This window comes from Pseudomonas sp. St316 (assembly GCF_018325905.1).
Taxonomy (GTDB): Bacteria; Pseudomonadota; Gammaproteobacteria; order Pseudomonadales; family Pseudomonadaceae; genus Aquipseudomonas.
In genome coordinates this window covers 1082518-1098588 of record NZ_AP021901.1, presented here as the reverse complement: position 1 = coordinate 1098588, position 16071 = coordinate 1082518, and the positions used below count along the sequence as shown (strand labels likewise).

Here is a 16071-nt window from a genome sequence, read left to right as displayed (position 1 = left end):
CAGCATGAAATACCCCAAGACCTTTGCCCTGCTCGGTCTTTTCCTGGCCACACAGGCTTCGGCCCACGGCCTGTGGACCGAGCAACGGCGCGGCAACATCGAAGTGATCTACGGCCATGGAGCCGAAGACAATGCCTTCAAAGCGCGGAAAATCAGCGGTGCCTGGGCCTATGACCTGAGCGGCAAGATGATCCCCGTCACCGTAGAGCGCCTGCCGGACCACGCCCGTTTGCAACCGCTCAAGCCACCGGCTGTGCTGGCCGTGGCGCTGGACAACGGCATGTGGTCCCAGACGGCCGACAAGAAGTGGATCAACGAAGGCCGCAGCAAAGTGCCCGGGGCGATCGAATCGACCCACACGTTCAAGTACAGCCTGGCGATCTATGAGCCGGGGGCGAAACTGCCGACGCTTGCACCGATCAAGTTCGTGATAATGCCGGAAGTCGACCCACTGACCGTTGGCCCGGGCCAGTCATTGCCGGTAAGGGTGCTGCTGGACGGCAAACCGGCGGCGGGGGTGAAACTGGTGGGCGACTACCGCAGCGCGCCGAACACCGTATCGACTGAAACCGACGCAGAAGGCCGGGCCAAAGTGCTGGTGCGCAACGAAGGCTTGAATGTGATCGCGGCGCAGATGGAAATTGCACTCAAGGACAACAAGGACGTGGACACCCGTGGCGTGTTTACCTCGTTGACCTTCCTGGGTGAGCCACATCACGAGTAACCCGGAACTTGATGTGGGAGCGCGCCTGCTCGCGATGACGGCAGATCAGCCAGCAGTTGCCTGACACGACCCCATCGCGAGCAAGCTCGCCTAGATGGAAACCGTTTTATGAGTCATACCTGGTCAGAGGCTTCTCAAAAACCCAGGCATTGGTGGTGCTTGCTCGCAAGCTCTGCCGGGTGGCATTTGCCTTGATGAAAAATCAGAGCGAATACCAGACGAAGCCTATGTTGCAGGGTTGCCCTGCAACATAGAATCTCCCACAGGGGATAGGCGGTGGACACATTTTCGTGAACATCCGCAGCCTATGTGAGAGCGAGCTTGCTCCGGGCGGCAATCCGACGATGAGGCCACTACACGCGCCGAAAGACTCAAGCCGGGGTCAAGCACTCCGGCCCATTGAGTTTCGGATCATTGACCATGTTGGCCAACACCCGCTCGCGCAATGGCGCCGGCTCGCTTGCCAGCAGCCCTTGCAAGGCATGCAGCGGTGTCTCGGGGTCGAGCCACAGGCGCTGGCCTTCTTCGTCCAGGATCAACGGCCGGCGTTGACCCGCTGCCGGTTGGGTGATGACCGCCGTGCTCAGCCACACCTGTTCCTGAACCGGATACGCCTCCCAGATCGCGGCGAAAAACAACGATGAACCCTCTCCCGGCGTCAACCAGTACGGACGTTTGCGCGTACCGCCGCGCCACTCATAGAAGCCATTGGCCGGCAGCAGGCAACGGCGCAGGCGCAAGGCCTCGCGGAACATCGGCTGCTCGGCCACGGTTTCGGCCCGGGCATGAGCCGGGGTGCGGGAAAGGTCGGTCAACCACGGCGGCGTCAGGCCCCAGCGCGCCCTGGCCAGTTCACGCTGGCCGTCGGCACCGGCCCGCAGCATCAGCACCGAATCGTTGGGCGAAATATTCCATTGGGCCTTCTGATCGGCGGGAAAACCGGGCAGGGCCGCGAAGGTGGGGTTCCAGCGAAACAGGGCATAACGTCCACACATGGGGCAACATGACTCTTGATCGAACAAACGGCCGCCAGCCTAACAGACCAGCGTGCCGGGATAGCTGTCCGGTTCATCGCCGGGCAACGGCAGCGCGGCATTGTACGCGGCGATCAACTCCCGGGCGTATTGCGCCTGGTCGTCCTCCACCGCCAGCCCCAGCAGGCCTTGCATGGGCAACTCCCCCGCACCGCCCAGCAAATCGCGCCCCACCAGATGTGCCGTGATGCCTTCGCTGGCAAGCATGCCTTGCAGCAACTCGCCCTCCATCAGGTTTTCCAGCTCGTAGATTCGCCGCATCGGTGTTGCCCCCATCAGTCGTTTTCGCTGAAGACCTCGAGATGCCATTCCTCACCATGGACCTGCAGTACGAAGGTGATTGGCCGGCAGCACACCTGACAGTCCTCGATGTAGGTCTGGTCGCCGCCGGACAAGTCCACGGATGTCTCAACTTCCTCCCCGCAATAGGGACAATCATAACGAGCGCTTTCCAGCATCGCGGTCTCCCAGGTGACTTGTGCGTATAATCGCCGGTCTATTTGCGGGGCTTCTTTTGTCTGGCTTATCTTCCAGCCCGTGCCCTGTCGTTTTTCGTTCGAACCTTTACTTACCCTAGCCGTTTCCAACAAGAGAGCATGATGGGCGAATTCGATGCCATCCGACCTTACGACGACAGCGAAGTCCCAGCGGTGCTGGCACGGCTGCTCGGCGACAAGGCGTTTCTAGATATCCTCACCCACTTCCGCTTCCCACGCCTGGCCGGCGCCTTCGGCTGGATGCTCAAACCCCTTATAGCGCAAAGATTGCGCCGTGAGTTCGCCGGTGTGACGTCGGTTGCCACTTTGCAGGACAAAGTGGAGTTCTACGTCGACCACACCATCGAGCGCGCCACCGATGGCGTGACCTATACCGGGGTGGAGCAATTCAAGTCCGGCAGTGCGTACCTGTTCATCGCCAACCACCGCGATATCGTGATGGACCCGGCCTTCGTCAACTATGCCGTGTACCACGCCGGCCTGCCGACGCCACGTATCGCCATTGGCGACAACCTGTTGCAAAAGCCCTTTGTCAGCGACCTGATGCGCCTGAACAAGAGCTTCATCGTGCACCGCTCCCTCACCGGGCGGCGGGAAAAACTGGCGGCGTACCAGTTGTTGTCGGCGTACATCAACCACTCGATCCGCAACGACTGCGCCTCGATCTGGATCGCCCAGGCCGAAGGGCGGGCCAAGGACGGTGACGACCGCACCGAATCGGCGATCCTCAAGATGTTCCACATGAGCCGCAAGGACGAGCCGTTTGGCGAGGTGATCCAGTCGCTGAACCTCACGCCGGTGTCGATCAGCTACGAATACGACCCATGCGACCAGGCCAAGGCCCGCGAGTTGTACATCCGCGCCACCACCGGCACCTACACCAAGGCGCCTGGCGAGGACGACGTGAGCATCGCCAAGGGCATCACCGGCTACAAGGGCCGGGTCCATGTGAACTTCGCCACGCCGATTACCGAATACTTCGAAGACACCAAGCAATTGGCCGTGGAAATGGACCGGCAAATTCTCGGCGGCTATCGGTTGTTCCCGGTGCACTACCTGGCTTACGCCCAATGGGCCGACGCCGACCCGCAGTTGCAGGTGCCCACGGCGGCCGAGATATTTGGTGCCGAAGAGCTGGTCAAGGCCGAGCAGGAATGGCAGCGCAGGCTGGACGCTTGCCCGGCGGAACACCGGCCGTTCCTGGTGCTGCAATACGCAACGCCGGTGCGTAATCAGTATCGGGTCAAGGCAGGGTTGGCGCTGTAAAGCCACGACGAGGAGGCTTGCTCCCACTGGGTTTGTGTAGGAGCTGCCGAAGGCTGCGATCTTTTGATCTTTCGCTTGAGACTCAAGTGCCTGGGGAAAGATCGCAGCCTCGTTGCACTCGACAGCTTCTACGGGCGCAGCCCAGCGGGAGCAAACGCCCTTGCCACGGCTACTTCATCAGAACTGCGTGCTGATCCACGACACCAGCAACGCCAGCGCCAGGCAGCCAAAACCGAACCGGTAGAAAAACCGGTTCATGCGCTGGGTCGCCAGGTCCAGCAACGCTTCGAAGCGCTCCTCGCCATCGCCGCTGCGTGTTTGCAGGCAGGCCCGCGCCCGTTGTTCACGGCGGCGCGTCGCATGCAGCACCCAGCCGCCCGGACAGGCAAACAGCAACGCGAACAGGTTGATCAGTTTGGCGGGGTGGGCGGCGAACAACGAAAGCAGATGCGACGACATCACGAACCTCAAGCGAAAAAACGGACAGTGCACGTCCGTGACCTACAAACAGGGCGCGGATTCTACCGAAAGCCTGACGCCCTGCGCCGCTTTTTCCGACCTGTGGGGACAAGGCCTGGGCGACCGATTAATTTCCTCCGTCACGGTTTCGTCATCTGGATAGGCCACCCTGTCGCCCTTCAAACCTGCACGGACCCCATCATGCTCCACGCCGAAAACCAGGACCGCCTCTATCTCATCAGCCCCAGCGACGAACAGCAGAACCTCGTCGACAGCCTGTCCTTCAACGTGCAGGACCGACATTGGCTGGTGTATTGCGCCCTGGGCGGCCATCAACATGCCGACCTTCCGGAGACAGACCTGCTGACCGGGATCAGTGTGCTGGAGTTTTATTCACAGGCTGCCTGAGATCTCGCCCATGAAAAACCCCTGTGGGAGCGAGCTTGCTCGCGATGGCGGTATATCAGCCAACATCAAAGTGGCTGACATTGCGCTATCGCGAGCAAGCTCGCTCCCACAGGGGATACGGGGTTTGTGACTTACTCAGCCAGGACCTGGCCAATGGTCGGGTCCTTGAACAGCCGGGTCAGGGCATCGCTCAAGACGTCGCTGACCAGCTTGGTGTTGGTGTCCTGGTTAGGCGCCATGCCGAAGCGCTGGTCCAGGGAAGCACCGTAACGACCGCTGTAGCGGCGGTTGGCGTTCTGCACGTCGGAGCGGAAGGTCGCGCCGATGGTGGCTTCGGTCACGTACATGCCTTCCTTGGGCGACTGGTACTTGAGCTCGGCCAGGGTTACGGTCAGTTGCGGTGCATTCAACGCGTTCGCAGTCGGGGTGAAGCCCAGCAAACGCACCGCGGCTTCAGCCTGGGCCTGCAGCTTGGGCAGGATCTGCGCACCCTGCACCGTGATCACGCTGGTTTCCGGATACAGCCCGCCACGGGTGCCGAGCGTCGGCGACGGGCGACCGTCCACCACCCGCACCACCACCGGCTGGCCACGACCCACAGGCGCCAGCTGGGCATTGAGCTTGGGCTCCGGGTTAAGTTGTTGCGGGCTGTGGGCGCAGCCGACGAGGGTCAGACTGGTCACAGCGATCAAACCGAACAACAGGCGTTGCAACATGCTCTTCTCTCCAGAATCGGGCACAAACAGGCCGGCAGTATAGCGGTGCGCTATCGAGGTGAACTAGAGACTTGCGATGAATACTGAAATGTCTGACACGGGCCATGGTTGCCGGTTCCTGTCACCCCATTGTCACGGTCCTTACACCGGCATGTCATGGCCCGCTGTCAGGCTTATTCCAAGCTCCCTGACCCGGTATCCGATCATGCGCTTCCTTATTTCCTTGTTCACCCCGCGCCCTCATCACCGCAGCTTCGCCTTGCTCGATCGCAACGGCCGTTGCCAGGCGTTCAAGCAGTGCAGCCTGCAGCCCATGGGCGAAGGCTGGGTGGAAATCGAAGAGATCCGTCTCAACTGGCTGCACCAGCCATTGCCCGCCAGCGCCCGCGTGCAACCACTTGCGGCCCGCGCACGTAACCGGCAGCTGTTGACCATCTGACCGGACGGCTAATAAAAGTCATTAAACACGACCATTTCCCTGCGTTTCTTCGATACAATCTCCCCCCGATTATAAGGACGTCTCCTGATCGGGCCTCGCAACACCGCTGATGCGCTGGTATTGGCACCCCGCAACGCCCACAGAGAGCCGCCCACACAGATCGAGTGAAGCTGGCGTGCTTGCTGTTCTTCAGGCAAAACCCCACTTTTCGCGAATCTGCAGAGCTGTCATTACGCTCGGTCACTGAGCTGTCTGCCCGTTTTGCCTGTCATGTACTACATGAGGGCAACCAAACCGGGCGCAGTGCCAGGCTGGGACAGCCCTTTTTTGAGGTTCACGTCTTCAAAAGAGCGTGAAAAAACGGGTTTTCACAACTTCACGAGAGTGTGGCGAGCAAATGAAGAGTTTTGCGTCTGAACAAGCACCATTGGCGTCTGAAACAGCCCAACGACACAGGACCGGATATCGCTCAAGAACCGGCGCCTGAAGCCTGTCCGCTACGGATTTGGTTGCACGAACGGATGTCTCGGCCATAAGTCGAATTGCCTGCCCGGCGCTTAAATGAGTTCATGTGACTCTTGAGGCCAGGCTGCATGCATCCGCAGTAGGTGCGAAAAATTGCGAAGATTCGGACATGGCGATCCTGGCCATGGATAACTGGGGCGCAACTGACCTGCCCCGCCACTCCTGGCCGCTATGCCGACAATTTGGTGCTGCAGATTTTGGAGACGCGTTAAATGGCGCATAACGAAGCAGTCGATGTAGTTCTGGTAGGGGCCGGCATCATGAGTGCCACCCTGGCCGTACTGCTCAAGGAGCTCGACCCCGCGATCTCGCTGGAAGTCGTCGAGCTGATGGATTCCGGTGCCGCGGAGAGTTCCAACCCGTGGAACAACGCCGGCACCGGCCACGCCGGGCTGTGTGAGCTCAACTACACGCCCCAGGCGGCCGACGGCAATGTCGACATCAAGAAAGCCGTACACATCAACACCCAGTTCGAGGTGTCGAAGCAGTTCTGGACGTACCTGACCAAAAAAGGCACGTTCGGCTCCTCCAAGTCTTTCATTGCCCCAGTGCCACACCTGAGCTTCGTGCAAGGCGAGAAAGGCGTGTCGTTCCTGAAGAAGCGCTTCGAGCTGATGCATCAGCATCACGCCTTCGCCGACATGGAATACACCGAAGACAAAGCCAAGATGACCGAGTGGATGCCATTGATGATGCCTGGCCGGCCGGCCGATGAGGTCATCGCCGCCACCCGCGTCATGAACGGTACCGACGTCAACTTCGGCGCCCTGACCAACCAGTTGCTCAAGCACCTGACCAGCGCCCCGGACACACAGGTCAAGTACTGCAAGCGCGTCACTGGCCTCAAGCGCAACGGCAGTGGCTGGACCGTGAGCATCAAGGACGTCAATTCCGGCAGCAGCCGCGATGTCGACGCCAAGTTCGTATTCCTGGGTGCCGGCGGTGCGGCGTTGCCGCTGCTGCAAGCCTCGGGCATCGAGGAAAGCAAGGGCTTCGGCGGCTTCCCGGTCAGCGGCCAGTGGCTGCGTTGCGACAACCCGGAAGTGGTCAAGCACCACCAGGCCAAGGTCTACAGCCAGGCCGCCGTGGGCTCGCCGCCGATGTCGGTGCCGCACCTGGACACCCGTGTGGTCGATGGCAAGAAATCCCTGCTGTTCGGGCCGTACGCCGGTTTCACCACCAAGTTCCTCAAGCACGGCTCGATCATGGACCTGCCGCTGTCGGTACGTGCCGGCAACATCGGCCCGATGCTGGCCGTGGCCCGGGACAACATGGACCTGACCAAGTACCTGATCAGCGAAGTGATGCAGTCCATGGAACAGCGCCTGGAATCGCTGCGCCGCTTCTACCCCGAGGCGAAAGCCGAGGACTGGCGCCTGGAAGTGGCCGGCCAGCGGGTGCAGATCATCAAGAAAGACCCGAAGAAAGGTGGCGTCCTGCAGTTCGGCACCGAACTGGTGGCGGCCAAGGACGGCACTCTCGCCGCCCTGCTCGGCGCATCGCCGGGTGCTTCGGTGACCGTGTCGATCATGCTGGAACTGATCGAGCGCTGCTTCCCGGACAAAGCCAAGGGCGAGTGGGCTACCAAGCTCGCGGAGATCTTCCCGGCCCGGGAAAAAGTGCTGGAAACCGACGCGGCGCTGTATCGCAAGATCAATGCGCAGAACAACATCGCGTTGGAACTGGTTGAAGAAAGCAGCGAGACCCAAAGCTACGCTTGATTGCACCGCATGAAAAAACGCCCCGCTCTCCATGAGAGCGGGGCGTTTTTCATGGGTGACGCTTTCGTGACGAGGGCGCTTGCTCCCGCGGGCCTGCGAAGCAGGCCCAGGATCAATCAGCCACGCGCCTTCTCGATCAATTCGATGTAATCCTCGGCATTACGCTGGTCGCGAACCAGCGCGACGAAATCGTTGCCGTGCTCATCCTTGCCATTGAGGTCATGACCGGCCGCGATGAAAAACGTCAGGAAACGCTCGAAATCGTCGACCCGCAGGCCACGGTAGGCCTTGATCAATTTGTGCAGCGACGGCGAGGTGGCATCGACCGGTTCGAAATTGAGAAACAGCTTGATCTGTTCATCGCCAATCTCGTCGCCAATCACCTGTTTCTTGTCTTTACGCATTGCCGGCTCCAGCTCGCACAGTTCACGGGGCAGGCAGTGTACCCCCGGCGGCCCCCAGGGCTCAACGCGAGCGTTCGGCACCGGTGTGCAGGTCGGCCCAGACATGGCCGTTGGCGTAGGTAAGGAACTGCACATAGACCGTGTTGTTGCGCAGCAGATCGATGACCACCCGGTACTGGGCCTGTGGATAAGACAGCGTCAGGGTCTTGCTCGCCTCGTCGAAAACCGGTTTCTTCAGGCTTTTGCTTTCGCCGTCGAAGTTGAGGATCACCTGGCTGATGGTCGCGCCCTTGTTCATCGGCTTGCCTTTGAGACGGACCAGCAGCGTAGAAGTGACGGGGATCGGCTGCTGATTGGACTGACGCTGGTTACCCAGCACCACCGAATACTCGGTCACTTGCAACAACTGCTGTTGTTCAGGCTGCTCCTGGCGCACTACCAGGTCATCAGGCGGCAGAAACTGACTGTGCATCGGCGCCGCCTCGGCCGCCAAGGACAGGCTGGAGATCAACAGCAAAGTGGCGCAGTGGCGGATCGATACACGCATGACAAGCTCCAGGGTCTTGGCCGGGCACTCTAGCATGGGTGGGAATGATAAAAATAAGCGCGCCGGGTCAATACAGAGTGACTTCGCGCGCGGCATACTCAAAAGGCTATTCAGTGCAAGCGCCTTACAAGGCCTATTGTGGCGAGGGGATTTATCCCCTCGCCACAGGTCAAGTGTTCGCCGGGCGTTCGGGGTTGCCCCCTTCATTCCGTGGAGTGTCTATGTCCTTCTCCGCCCCACCCTTGTTCGCCGCCTGGCGCCAGTCCTGGCGCGCCGGTTACACCCTTGAACGCCTGCGTGGCGACCTGGTGGCCGGGCTGACCGTCGGCATCATCGCCATCCCACTGGCCATGGCCCTGGCGATTGCCGTTGGCGTGCCACCGCAACATGGCTTGTACACGGTGTTGGTGGCCGCGCCCTTGATCGCCCTCACCGGTGGCTCGCGCTTTAACGTCAGCGGGCCGACGGCGGCGTTCGTGGTGATCCTGCTGCCCATCACCCAACAGTACGGCCTGGGCGGCCTGTTGTTGTGCACCATGCTCGCCGGCCTGATTCTCATCACCCTGGGATTGATGCGCGCCGGACGACTGATCCAATACATCCCCTATCCGGTGATCCTCGGCTTTACCGCCGGGATCGGCGTGGTCATCGCCACCTTGCAACTCAAGGATCTGCTGGGGCTGACCACCGCCGGGCAAGCCAAGCACTACATCGAACAGTTGGGCGAACTGATCGTGGCGCTGCCCAGCGCCCGACTCGGCGATGGCATCATCGGCGTCACGTGCCTGGCGGTGTTGATTACCTGGCCACGCTGGGTGCCGCGGGTTCCCGGGCATTTGGTTGCCTTGCTGGTCGGGGCGCTATTGGGTCTGGCGCTGGAGCACGGCGGCTGGCCGGTGGCGACGTTGGGTGAGCGTTTCAGCTACGTGGTCGATGGCATCAGCCACCCCGGCATCCCGCCGTTTTTACCGAGCTTCGAGTGGCCATGGAACCTGCCAGATGGCCAGGGGCACCCCTTGACGCTTTCCTATGACCTGCTCCGCCAAATGCTGGGCCCAGCCTTCGCCATTGCCATGCTTGGCGCCATCGAATCACTGCTGTGCGCCGTGGTGGCCGATGGCATGACCGGCAGCAAGCATGACCCCAATGCCGAGCTGATCGGCCAGGGCCTGGGCAACCTGGTAGCGCCGCTGTTCGGTGGTATCACCGCCACGGCGGCCATTGCCCGCAGTGCGACCAATGTGCGCAGCGGCGCCTCTTCGCCGCTGGCCGCAATCATTCACAGCCTTGTGGTACTGCTGGCGATGGTGCTGCTGGCGCCGTTGTTCAGCTACCTGCCCATGGCCGCACTGGCGGCGCTACTGGTGATAGTGGCCTGGAACATGAGCGAAGCCGGACACGTGTTGCATACCTTGCGCATCGCCCCGCGCAGCGACGTACTGGTGTTGCTGACCTGCCTTAGCCTGACCGTCCTGTTCGACATGGTCATGGCCGTCGCCGTCGGCCTGCTACTGGCCGCCGGGCTGTTCATCAAGCGCATGAGCGAACTGACGGACAGCGCCGAACTGCCGCGCCACTTCCACCAGGCCTTGCTGGACATGCCAGAGCATGTGCGCTGCTACGCCATTCGTGGGCCGCTGTTCTTCGGTGCGGCAGAAAAAGCCCTGGACGTGCTGCGCAAGTTCGATCCGGGGGTGCGCGTGGTTGTGGTGGAAATGAGCGCCGTGCCCATGCTGGACATGACCGCGCTGGCCGCGTTTGAAAACATCCTGAAGGATTACCGCAAGCAGGGCATCGGCCTGATCCTGGTCGCGACGGCGCCAAGGGTGCGCCTGAAGCTGCGCCGTGCCGGTATTCATCGCGAGCAGCGGCAATTGGCGTATGTGCAGACCCTGGAGCAGGCGCGGGTCAAGAGCGAGCAATGGCTGGCCGGTGGCACCACTCACTCAAGGCTTGCCTGATCTGCGGCCTGAGATTGCTCCCGCTTGGCTCTGTAGGAGCTGGCGAAGCCTGCGATCTTTTGATCTTTCGCTTGAGACTCAAGTGGCTGTGGAAAGATCGCAGCCTCGTTGCACTCGACAGCTCCTACAGACCCAGCACGAGCTAGCTCCCGCGCCACGGAGTACTAGTCGAACTGGGCGCGCATCCAGGCGTGGTATTGCGCCACGCCTGGCTCGCCTTCACGGGGCGCCCAGTGGGCCAGTTCGCCCTCGCCCACGGGCCGATAGGGGCCGGCCTTGCATTCGAACATCAGGCTGTCGGCTTGCAGCACCACCAATCCGTGATACACGCCGGCCGGCAGGTCGACGCCCAGGCAATCGCCACCGGCCTGCAGGATGCGCTTGTCCACCACCGTACCGGCTTCATCGAAGATCAATACCCCCAACCGGCCCTTGAGCACCAGCAAGGTTTCCGCTTTGTCGGCGCTCAGGTGGCGGTGCGGCGGGATGTAGGTCGAAGGCTGCAGACCCACCGCCATGCGGTGGCACGGCTCATCCATCTCATGGAAGTTATGGTGCTGCCGCCCACGAGGACTGGCCGCAGATTTTTCGGCCAAGTCATCGAACAGTGCATGATCCAGGAAGCTCGGCCGAGTCATCGATTACATCCCCTTGACGGCGAAAATGCCATTGGCGTTGCGCCAGTAACCTTTGTAGTCCATGCCGTAGCCAAAGATGTAGCGGTCAATGCACGGCAGGCCGACGAAGTCGGCTTTCAAGTCAGGACGGGCCTTGCGGTCATGGTCCTTGTCGATCAGCACGGCGGTGTGCACGGCGCGGGCACCGGCATGCTTGCAGAAGTCGATGATGGCGCCCAGGGTGTGCCCTTCGTCGAGGATGTCGTCGATGATCAGCACGTCGCGGTCGATGAACGAGACTTCCGGCTTGGCTTTCCAGAACAGGTCGCCGCCGCTGGTTTCGTTGCGATAACGGGTGGCGTGCAGGTAGGACGCTTCGAGGGGGAAGTTCAGATAGGTCAGCAGCTTGCCGGAGAAAATCAGCCCGCCGTTCATGACGCAGAATACCACCGGGTTGGACTCGGCCAGTTGCTCGTTGATTTGCGCACCGACACGGGCGATCGCCGCTTCGACTTCGGCTTCGGTGTACAGGCAGTCAGCCTCTCGCATGATTTGACGGATATGCTCGAGATCAGCGGACATGTCGCTCTCCAGGGGTAGCGGATCGGAAAAACCGGCAAAGGTACGCACCCCGCCCGGCCAGATCAAGCGTTTGTGGACTAACGTTCTGTATTGTCTATAGGACAACCCCCTCGGATAGATTAATCTAAGCCGGTTTTTTTGCCCGCCGCCGGAGCCTTCCCCATGCCCATCCTCGAGATCCGCCATCCGCTGATCAGACACAAACTCGGCCTGATGCGCCGCGCCGACATCAGCACGAAGAACTTCCGTGAACTCGCCCAGGAAGTCGGTGCCCTGCTCACCTACGAGGCCACCAAGGACCTGCCGCTGGAGTCCTATGAAATCGACGGCTGGGCCGGTACGGTCCAGGTCGAGAAAATCGCCGGCAAGAAGATCACCGTGGTGCCGATCCTGCGCGCCGGCATCGGCATGCTCGAGGGCGTGCTGAGCCTGATTCCCGGGGCAAAAGTCAGCGCCGTGGGCGTGGCTCGCAACGAGCAGACCCTGCAGGCGCACACCTACCTGGAAAAACTGGTGCCGGAAATCGACGAGCGCCTGGCGATGATCATCGACCCGATGCTCGCCACCGGCAGCTCCATGGTCGCCACCATCGACCTGTTGAAGAAAGCCGGTTGCCGGGACATCCGTGCCATGGTGCTGGTCGCCGCTCCCGAAGGCATCAAGGCCGTGCAGGATGCCCACCCGGATGTGACCATCTACACCGCGTCCATTGATCAGAAACTCAACGAACACGGCTACATCATCCCCGGCCTGGGCGATGCCGGCGACAAGATCTTCGGCACCAAGCAGAAGGACGCTTGAGCATGCAGGATGAGTTCAACGATCCGCTCTGGCGCCAGGTGCTGTCCGGCGCGCAGATGCTGTTCGTCGCCTTCGGGGCGCTGGTACTGATGCCGCTGATCACCGGACTGGACCCTAACGTGGCGCTGTTCACGGCCGGCCTGGGAACGATCCTGTTCCAAATCGTCACCGGGCGCCAAGTGCCGGTGTTCCTGGCCTCGAGCTTTGCCTTCATCACCCCGATCATCCTCGCCAAGGGCCAGTTCGGCCTGGCCGCGACCATGGGCGGCGTGATGGCGGCGGGTTTCGTCTACACCTTTCTTGGCCTGGCGGTGAAGATCAAGGGCACCGGGTTCATCGACCGGCTGCTGCCGCCGGTGGTGATTGGCCCGGTGATCATCTCCATCGGCCTGGCCATGGCGCCGATTGCCGCCAACATGGCGATGGGCAAGGCCGGCGATGGCAGCGAGCTGATTCATTATCAAACCGCGATGCTGATTTCGATGCCGGCCCTGCTCACCACCCTGATCGTGGCGGTGTTCGGCAAAGGCATTTTCCGCCTGGTGCCGATCATCTCCGGCGTACTGGTGGGCTTTGCCATGGCGTTTTTCTTCGGCGTCGTGGACACCGCGAAAATCGCCGCCGCACCCTGGTTCGCCCTGCCGAACTTCACCGCACCGGAGTTCAACTGGCAGGCGATCCTGTTCATCGTGCCAGTTGCGCTGGCGCCGGCCATCGAGCACATCGGCGGCGTGATTGCCGTGGGCAGCGTGACCGGTCGCGACTACCTGAAAAAACCCGGACTGCACCGCACGCTGCTCGGTGACGGTATTGCCACCACGGCCGCCGGCCTGTTCGGCGGCCCGCCCAACACCACCTACGCTGAAGTGACCGGCGCGGTGATGCTGACCAAGAACTACAACCCGAAGATCATGACCTGGGCGGCGATCTTTGCCATCAGCCTGGCGTTCATCGGCAAGTTCGGCGCGCTGCTGCAAAGCATCCCGGTGCCGGTGATGGGCGGGATCCTGTGCCTGTTGTTCGGTTCGATTGCGGCGGTGGGCATGAACACCTTGATCCGCCACAAGATCGACCTGGGCGAGGCGCGAAACCTGGTGATCGTGTCAGTGACGCTGGTGTTCGGCATCGGCGGTGTGCTGGTGGGCACCGGCACTGGGCCGGACGACTTCGGCCTCAAAGGTATCGCGCTGTGCGCGGTGGTGGCGATCGCGCTGAACCTGCTGCTGCCGGGCAATGACAGCTGGAAGCAGAAGAAGGCGGATGAGCCGCTGATCTGAAGTACTTTGTTGTCCGTCAGAAAGCCATCGCGAGCAAGCTCGCTCCCACATGAGATCTGCGGTGTACACACGTTTTGTGATCACTCGAGATCCACTGTGGGAGCGAGCTTGCTCGCGATGAGGCCCTTGAGCCTCACAACGCTATCGGCGCCCGTTCGCAGAGAGTACTCAACGCCTTGGCCCACTGCGGCTCGTCATTGAGACACGGCACCAGCACCAACTCCTCCCCCCCTGCCGCGCGGAACTGCTCACGACCGCGATCGCCGATTTCCTCCAGGGTCTCGATGCAGTCGGCCACGAACGCCGGACACATCACCAACACTTTCTTCACGCCACTTTTGGCCAACTCATCCAAGCGCGCCTCAGTATAGGGTTCGATCCACTTGGCCCGCCCCAATCGCGACTGGAACGACACCGACCATTGGCCGTCCTTGAGCCCCATGCGTTGGGCGAACAGCTCGGCCGTGCGGATGCATTGCGCGCGGTAACAGGTCGCCATGACCTCCGGTGGGGCGTTCTTGCAACAGTCGGCATCCCTGAAGCAATGAAACCCCGTAGGGTCGAGCTTGGTCAGGTGTCGCTCCGGCAAGCCGTGGAAACTCAACAACAGATGATCGTGTTCCTGCATCAGGTACGGCTTGGCGCTGGCCACCAGGGCGTCGAGGTATTCGGGCTGATCATAGAACGGCTGGAGAATCGAGAACTGCACATTGAGTTTCTTTTCCCGCACGACCCGCTTGGCCTCCTCGATCACCGTGGTCACGGTGCTGTCGGCGAACTGCGGGTACAACGGCGCCAACGTAATCTTCTTGTGACCCTGGCTCGCCAGCCGCACCAACGCCGATTCAATGGACGGCTCGCCATAACGCATTGCCAGCTCTACCGGGCCCTGGGTCCACTGCGCGGTCATGACCTGTTGCAGCCGGCGACTGAGCACCACCAGCGGTGAACCCTCCTCCCACCAGATCGAGGCGTAGGCATGGGCCGATTGCTCGGGACGCTTGATCAGGATCAGCGACACCAGCAAGCGCCGCACCGGCCACGGCAGGTCGATGACATACGGATCCATCAGGAATTGATTGAGGTAGCGGCGCACATCGGCCACCGAAGTGGAGGCAGGTGAACCCAGATTCACCAGAAGCAACGCGTGATCGGTCATGCAACGTCCTATTTCAAAGGCGGCTGGACAAGTCTTCCAGGGCCGCAGGCAAATCAGTGAAGCGGAATGTAAAACCCGCCGCCTGCAATCGGGCCGGCGTGGCGCGCTGGCCGCCGAGCAACAGCAATGACAACTCCCCCAGCGCAACTTTCAACGCAAGTTCCGGCATCGGCACCACGGCTGGCCGATGCAATACATGCCCCAGGGCCTTGGCAAAATCGCGGTTGCGCACCGGGTTCGGCGCGCACGCATTATAAGGACCGCGGGCATCAAAGCGGTGCAGAAGAAAATCAATCAGGGCGATTTGATCGTCAATATGAATCCACGGCATCCACTGCCGACCATTGCCGATACGCCCGCCCAGCGCCAGTTTGAATGGCAGCAGCAACCGCGACAAAAAGCCGCCCTCGGCAGACAGGACCAGGCCGGTACGAACCAGCACCACACGCATGCCCAACGCCTCGGCCCGTTGCGCGGTTTCTTCCCAAGCGATGCACAACTGGCTGGCGAAATCTTCACTCACCGGCCCCGACTCCTCGGTCAACTCACGCTCGCCACCGTCGCCGTACCAGCCCACGGCAGAACCGGAAATCAACACCTGCGGTCTCTGTTCGCAACGCTCCAGCCACGCCAGCAAAACTTCCGTCAACGTGACGCGACTGCTCCACAGCAACATCTTGCGTTTGTGGCTCCAGGGCCGGTCGGCAATCGGCGCTCCCGCGAGGTTGACCACCGCGTCCACCGGCTCGACAACGTCATCAAGCCTGGCAACGCCTCGCACATCTGCGCCACAGATTTTCGTCACTTCTTCGGGTCGGCGACTCCATACCGTCAAGCGATGTCCCTGCCCTAACCAGAGGCGGCAGAGCTGACGTCCGATCAAACCAGTACCGCCGGTCAGCAATATGTGCATGAGATGTTCCTCGCATCGCGT

At 61.4% G+C, this 16071-nt stretch carries 19 protein-coding genes and 1 pseudogene; 9 read left to right on the top strand and 11 right to left on the bottom strand.

Annotated features, from left to right (window positions below; all coding sequences use genetic code 11):
* The first annotated feature begins 4 nt into the window (after window positions 1–4).
* Both KI237_RS04845 and KI237_RS30310 read left to right on the top strand, forming a co-directional pair.
* Entirely contained in the window at window positions 5–724 is a 720-nt protein-coding gene (locus tag KI237_RS04845; protein ID WP_212799020.1) for a DUF4198 domain-containing protein, read from the top strand.
* Window positions 725–810: 86 nt separating this feature from the next.
* Window positions 811–978: pseudogene (locus tag KI237_RS30310) on the top strand (IS110 family transposase); the annotation flags it as partial.
* 117 nt (window positions 979–1095) lie between these two features.
* On the opposite strand, the gene KI237_RS04840 reads toward KI237_RS30310, so the two are convergent.
* From KI237_RS04840 to KI237_RS04830, 3 genes are read right to left on the bottom strand one after another with little or no spacing between them, the layout of a single operon-like run.
* Window positions 1096–1719, bottom strand: coding sequence for an SOS response-associated peptidase (locus KI237_RS04840; RefSeq protein ID WP_212799019.1), 624 nt, complete (start codon window positions 1717–1719; stop codon window positions 1096–1098).
* Window positions 1720–1758: 39 nt separating this feature from the next.
* Entirely contained in the window at window positions 1759–2019 is a 261-nt protein-coding gene (locus tag KI237_RS04835) for a putative signal transducing protein (RefSeq protein ID WP_072344436.1), read from the bottom strand.
* 14 nt (window positions 2020–2033) lie between these two features.
* Window positions 2034–2216, bottom strand: a complete 183-nt coding sequence (locus KI237_RS04830) for a CPXCG motif-containing cysteine-rich protein (RefSeq protein WP_212799018.1) — start codon at window positions 2214–2216, stop codon at window positions 2034–2036.
* A gap of 138 nt (window positions 2217–2354) precedes the next feature.
* On the opposite strand from KI237_RS04830, the gene KI237_RS04825 reads away from it, so the two are divergent.
* Window positions 2355–3521 carry a 1-acyl-sn-glycerol-3-phosphate acyltransferase gene (locus KI237_RS04825; protein ID WP_212799017.1) on the top strand — a complete coding sequence of 389 codons (1167 nt, stop codon included), beginning with the start codon at window positions 2355–2357 and terminating at the stop codon, window positions 3519–3521.
* Between the two features lie 177 nt (window positions 3522–3698).
* On the opposite strand, the gene KI237_RS04820 is transcribed toward KI237_RS04825, so the two are convergent.
* Window positions 3699–3980 carry a hypothetical protein gene (locus tag KI237_RS04820; protein WP_212799016.1) on the bottom strand — a complete coding sequence of 94 codons (282 nt, stop codon included), beginning with the start codon at window positions 3978–3980 and terminating at the stop codon, window positions 3699–3701.
* A gap of 201 nt (window positions 3981–4181) precedes the next feature.
* Here KI237_RS04820 and KI237_RS04815 point away from each other — a divergent pair, with 201 nt between their 5' ends.
* A complete protein-coding gene (locus KI237_RS04815) occupies window positions 4182–4388 on the top strand; it encodes a hypothetical protein (RefSeq protein ID WP_003185312.1) in 207 nt (68 codons plus the stop codon).
* Between the two features lie 131 nt (window positions 4389–4519).
* On the opposite strand, the gene KI237_RS04810 is transcribed toward KI237_RS04815, so the two are convergent.
* Window positions 4520–5104: a YajG family lipoprotein gene (locus KI237_RS04810; protein WP_003205489.1), complete on the bottom strand. Its 585-nt coding sequence runs from the start codon at window positions 5102–5104 to the stop codon at window positions 4520–4522.
* Window positions 5105–5309: 205 nt separating this feature from the next.
* Between KI237_RS04810 and KI237_RS04805 the strand changes: the two genes are divergently transcribed.
* Together KI237_RS04805 and mqo are read left to right on the top strand one after the other, a co-directional pair.
* Window positions 5310–5543, top strand: coding sequence for a hypothetical protein (locus tag KI237_RS04805; protein ID WP_212799015.1), 234 nt, complete (start codon window positions 5310–5312; stop codon window positions 5541–5543).
* A 737-nt stretch (window positions 5544–6280) separates the two neighbouring features.
* On the top strand, window positions 6281–7789 hold the full coding sequence (gene mqo, locus KI237_RS04800) for a malate dehydrogenase (quinone) (RefSeq protein ID WP_212799014.1): 1509 nt from the start codon (window positions 6281–6283) through the stop codon (window positions 7787–7789).
* Window positions 7790–7905: 116 nt separating this feature from the next.
* Here mqo and KI237_RS04795 read toward each other — a convergent pair whose 3' ends face one another.
* Window positions 7906–8193 carry a PA4642 family protein gene (locus KI237_RS04795; RefSeq protein WP_212799013.1) on the bottom strand — a complete coding sequence of 96 codons (288 nt, stop codon included), beginning with the start codon at window positions 8191–8193 and terminating at the stop codon, window positions 7906–7908.
* A gap of 61 nt (window positions 8194–8254) precedes the next feature.
* On the bottom strand, window positions 8255–8740 hold the full coding sequence (locus KI237_RS04790; RefSeq protein ID WP_212799012.1) for a hypothetical protein: 486 nt from the start codon (window positions 8738–8740) through the stop codon (window positions 8255–8257).
* 221 nt (window positions 8741–8961) lie between these two features.
* On the opposite strand from KI237_RS04790, the gene dauA reads away from it, so the two are divergent.
* Complete coding sequence (dauA, locus tag KI237_RS04785; protein WP_212799011.1) at window positions 8962–10701, top strand: C4-dicarboxylic acid transporter DauA; 1740 nt, start codon at window positions 8962–8964, stop codon at window positions 10699–10701.
* 164 nt (window positions 10702–10865) lie between these two features.
* Here dauA and KI237_RS04780 read toward each other — a convergent pair whose 3' ends face one another.
* Together KI237_RS04780 and KI237_RS04775 are read right to left on the bottom strand one after the other, a co-directional pair.
* Window positions 10866–11339: a WbuC family cupin fold metalloprotein gene (locus tag KI237_RS04780; protein WP_212799010.1), complete on the bottom strand. Its 474-nt coding sequence runs from the start codon at window positions 11337–11339 to the stop codon at window positions 10866–10868.
* 3 nt (window positions 11340–11342) lie between these two features.
* Window positions 11343–11900 carry a hypoxanthine-guanine phosphoribosyltransferase gene (locus KI237_RS04775; RefSeq protein WP_042732257.1) on the bottom strand — a complete coding sequence of 186 codons (558 nt, stop codon included), beginning with the start codon at window positions 11898–11900 and terminating at the stop codon, window positions 11343–11345.
* Window positions 11901–12062: 162 nt separating this feature from the next.
* Here KI237_RS04775 and upp point away from each other — a divergent pair, with 162 nt between their 5' ends.
* Both upp and KI237_RS04765 read left to right on the top strand, forming a co-directional pair.
* Window positions 12063–12701: a uracil phosphoribosyltransferase gene (gene upp, locus KI237_RS04770; protein ID WP_003185330.1), complete on the top strand. Its 639-nt coding sequence runs from the start codon at window positions 12063–12065 to the stop codon at window positions 12699–12701.
* 2 nt (window positions 12702–12703) lie between these two features.
* Window positions 12704–13978: a uracil-xanthine permease family protein gene (locus KI237_RS04765; protein WP_212799009.1), complete on the top strand. Its 1275-nt coding sequence runs from the start codon at window positions 12704–12706 to the stop codon at window positions 13976–13978.
* 133 nt (window positions 13979–14111) lie between these two features.
* Here KI237_RS04765 and hemH read toward each other — a convergent pair whose 3' ends face one another.
* Window positions 14112–15137: a ferrochelatase gene (hemH, locus tag KI237_RS04760; protein WP_212799008.1), complete on the bottom strand. Its 1026-nt coding sequence runs from the start codon at window positions 15135–15137 to the stop codon at window positions 14112–14114.
* A 13-nt stretch (window positions 15138–15150) separates the two neighbouring features.
* Window positions 15151–16050 (bottom strand): TIGR01777 family oxidoreductase, encoded by a 900-nt coding sequence (locus tag KI237_RS04755; protein ID WP_212799007.1) that lies wholly within the window; start codon window positions 16048–16050, stop codon window positions 15151–15153.
* Between the last annotated feature and the right edge of the window lie 21 nt (window positions 16051–16071).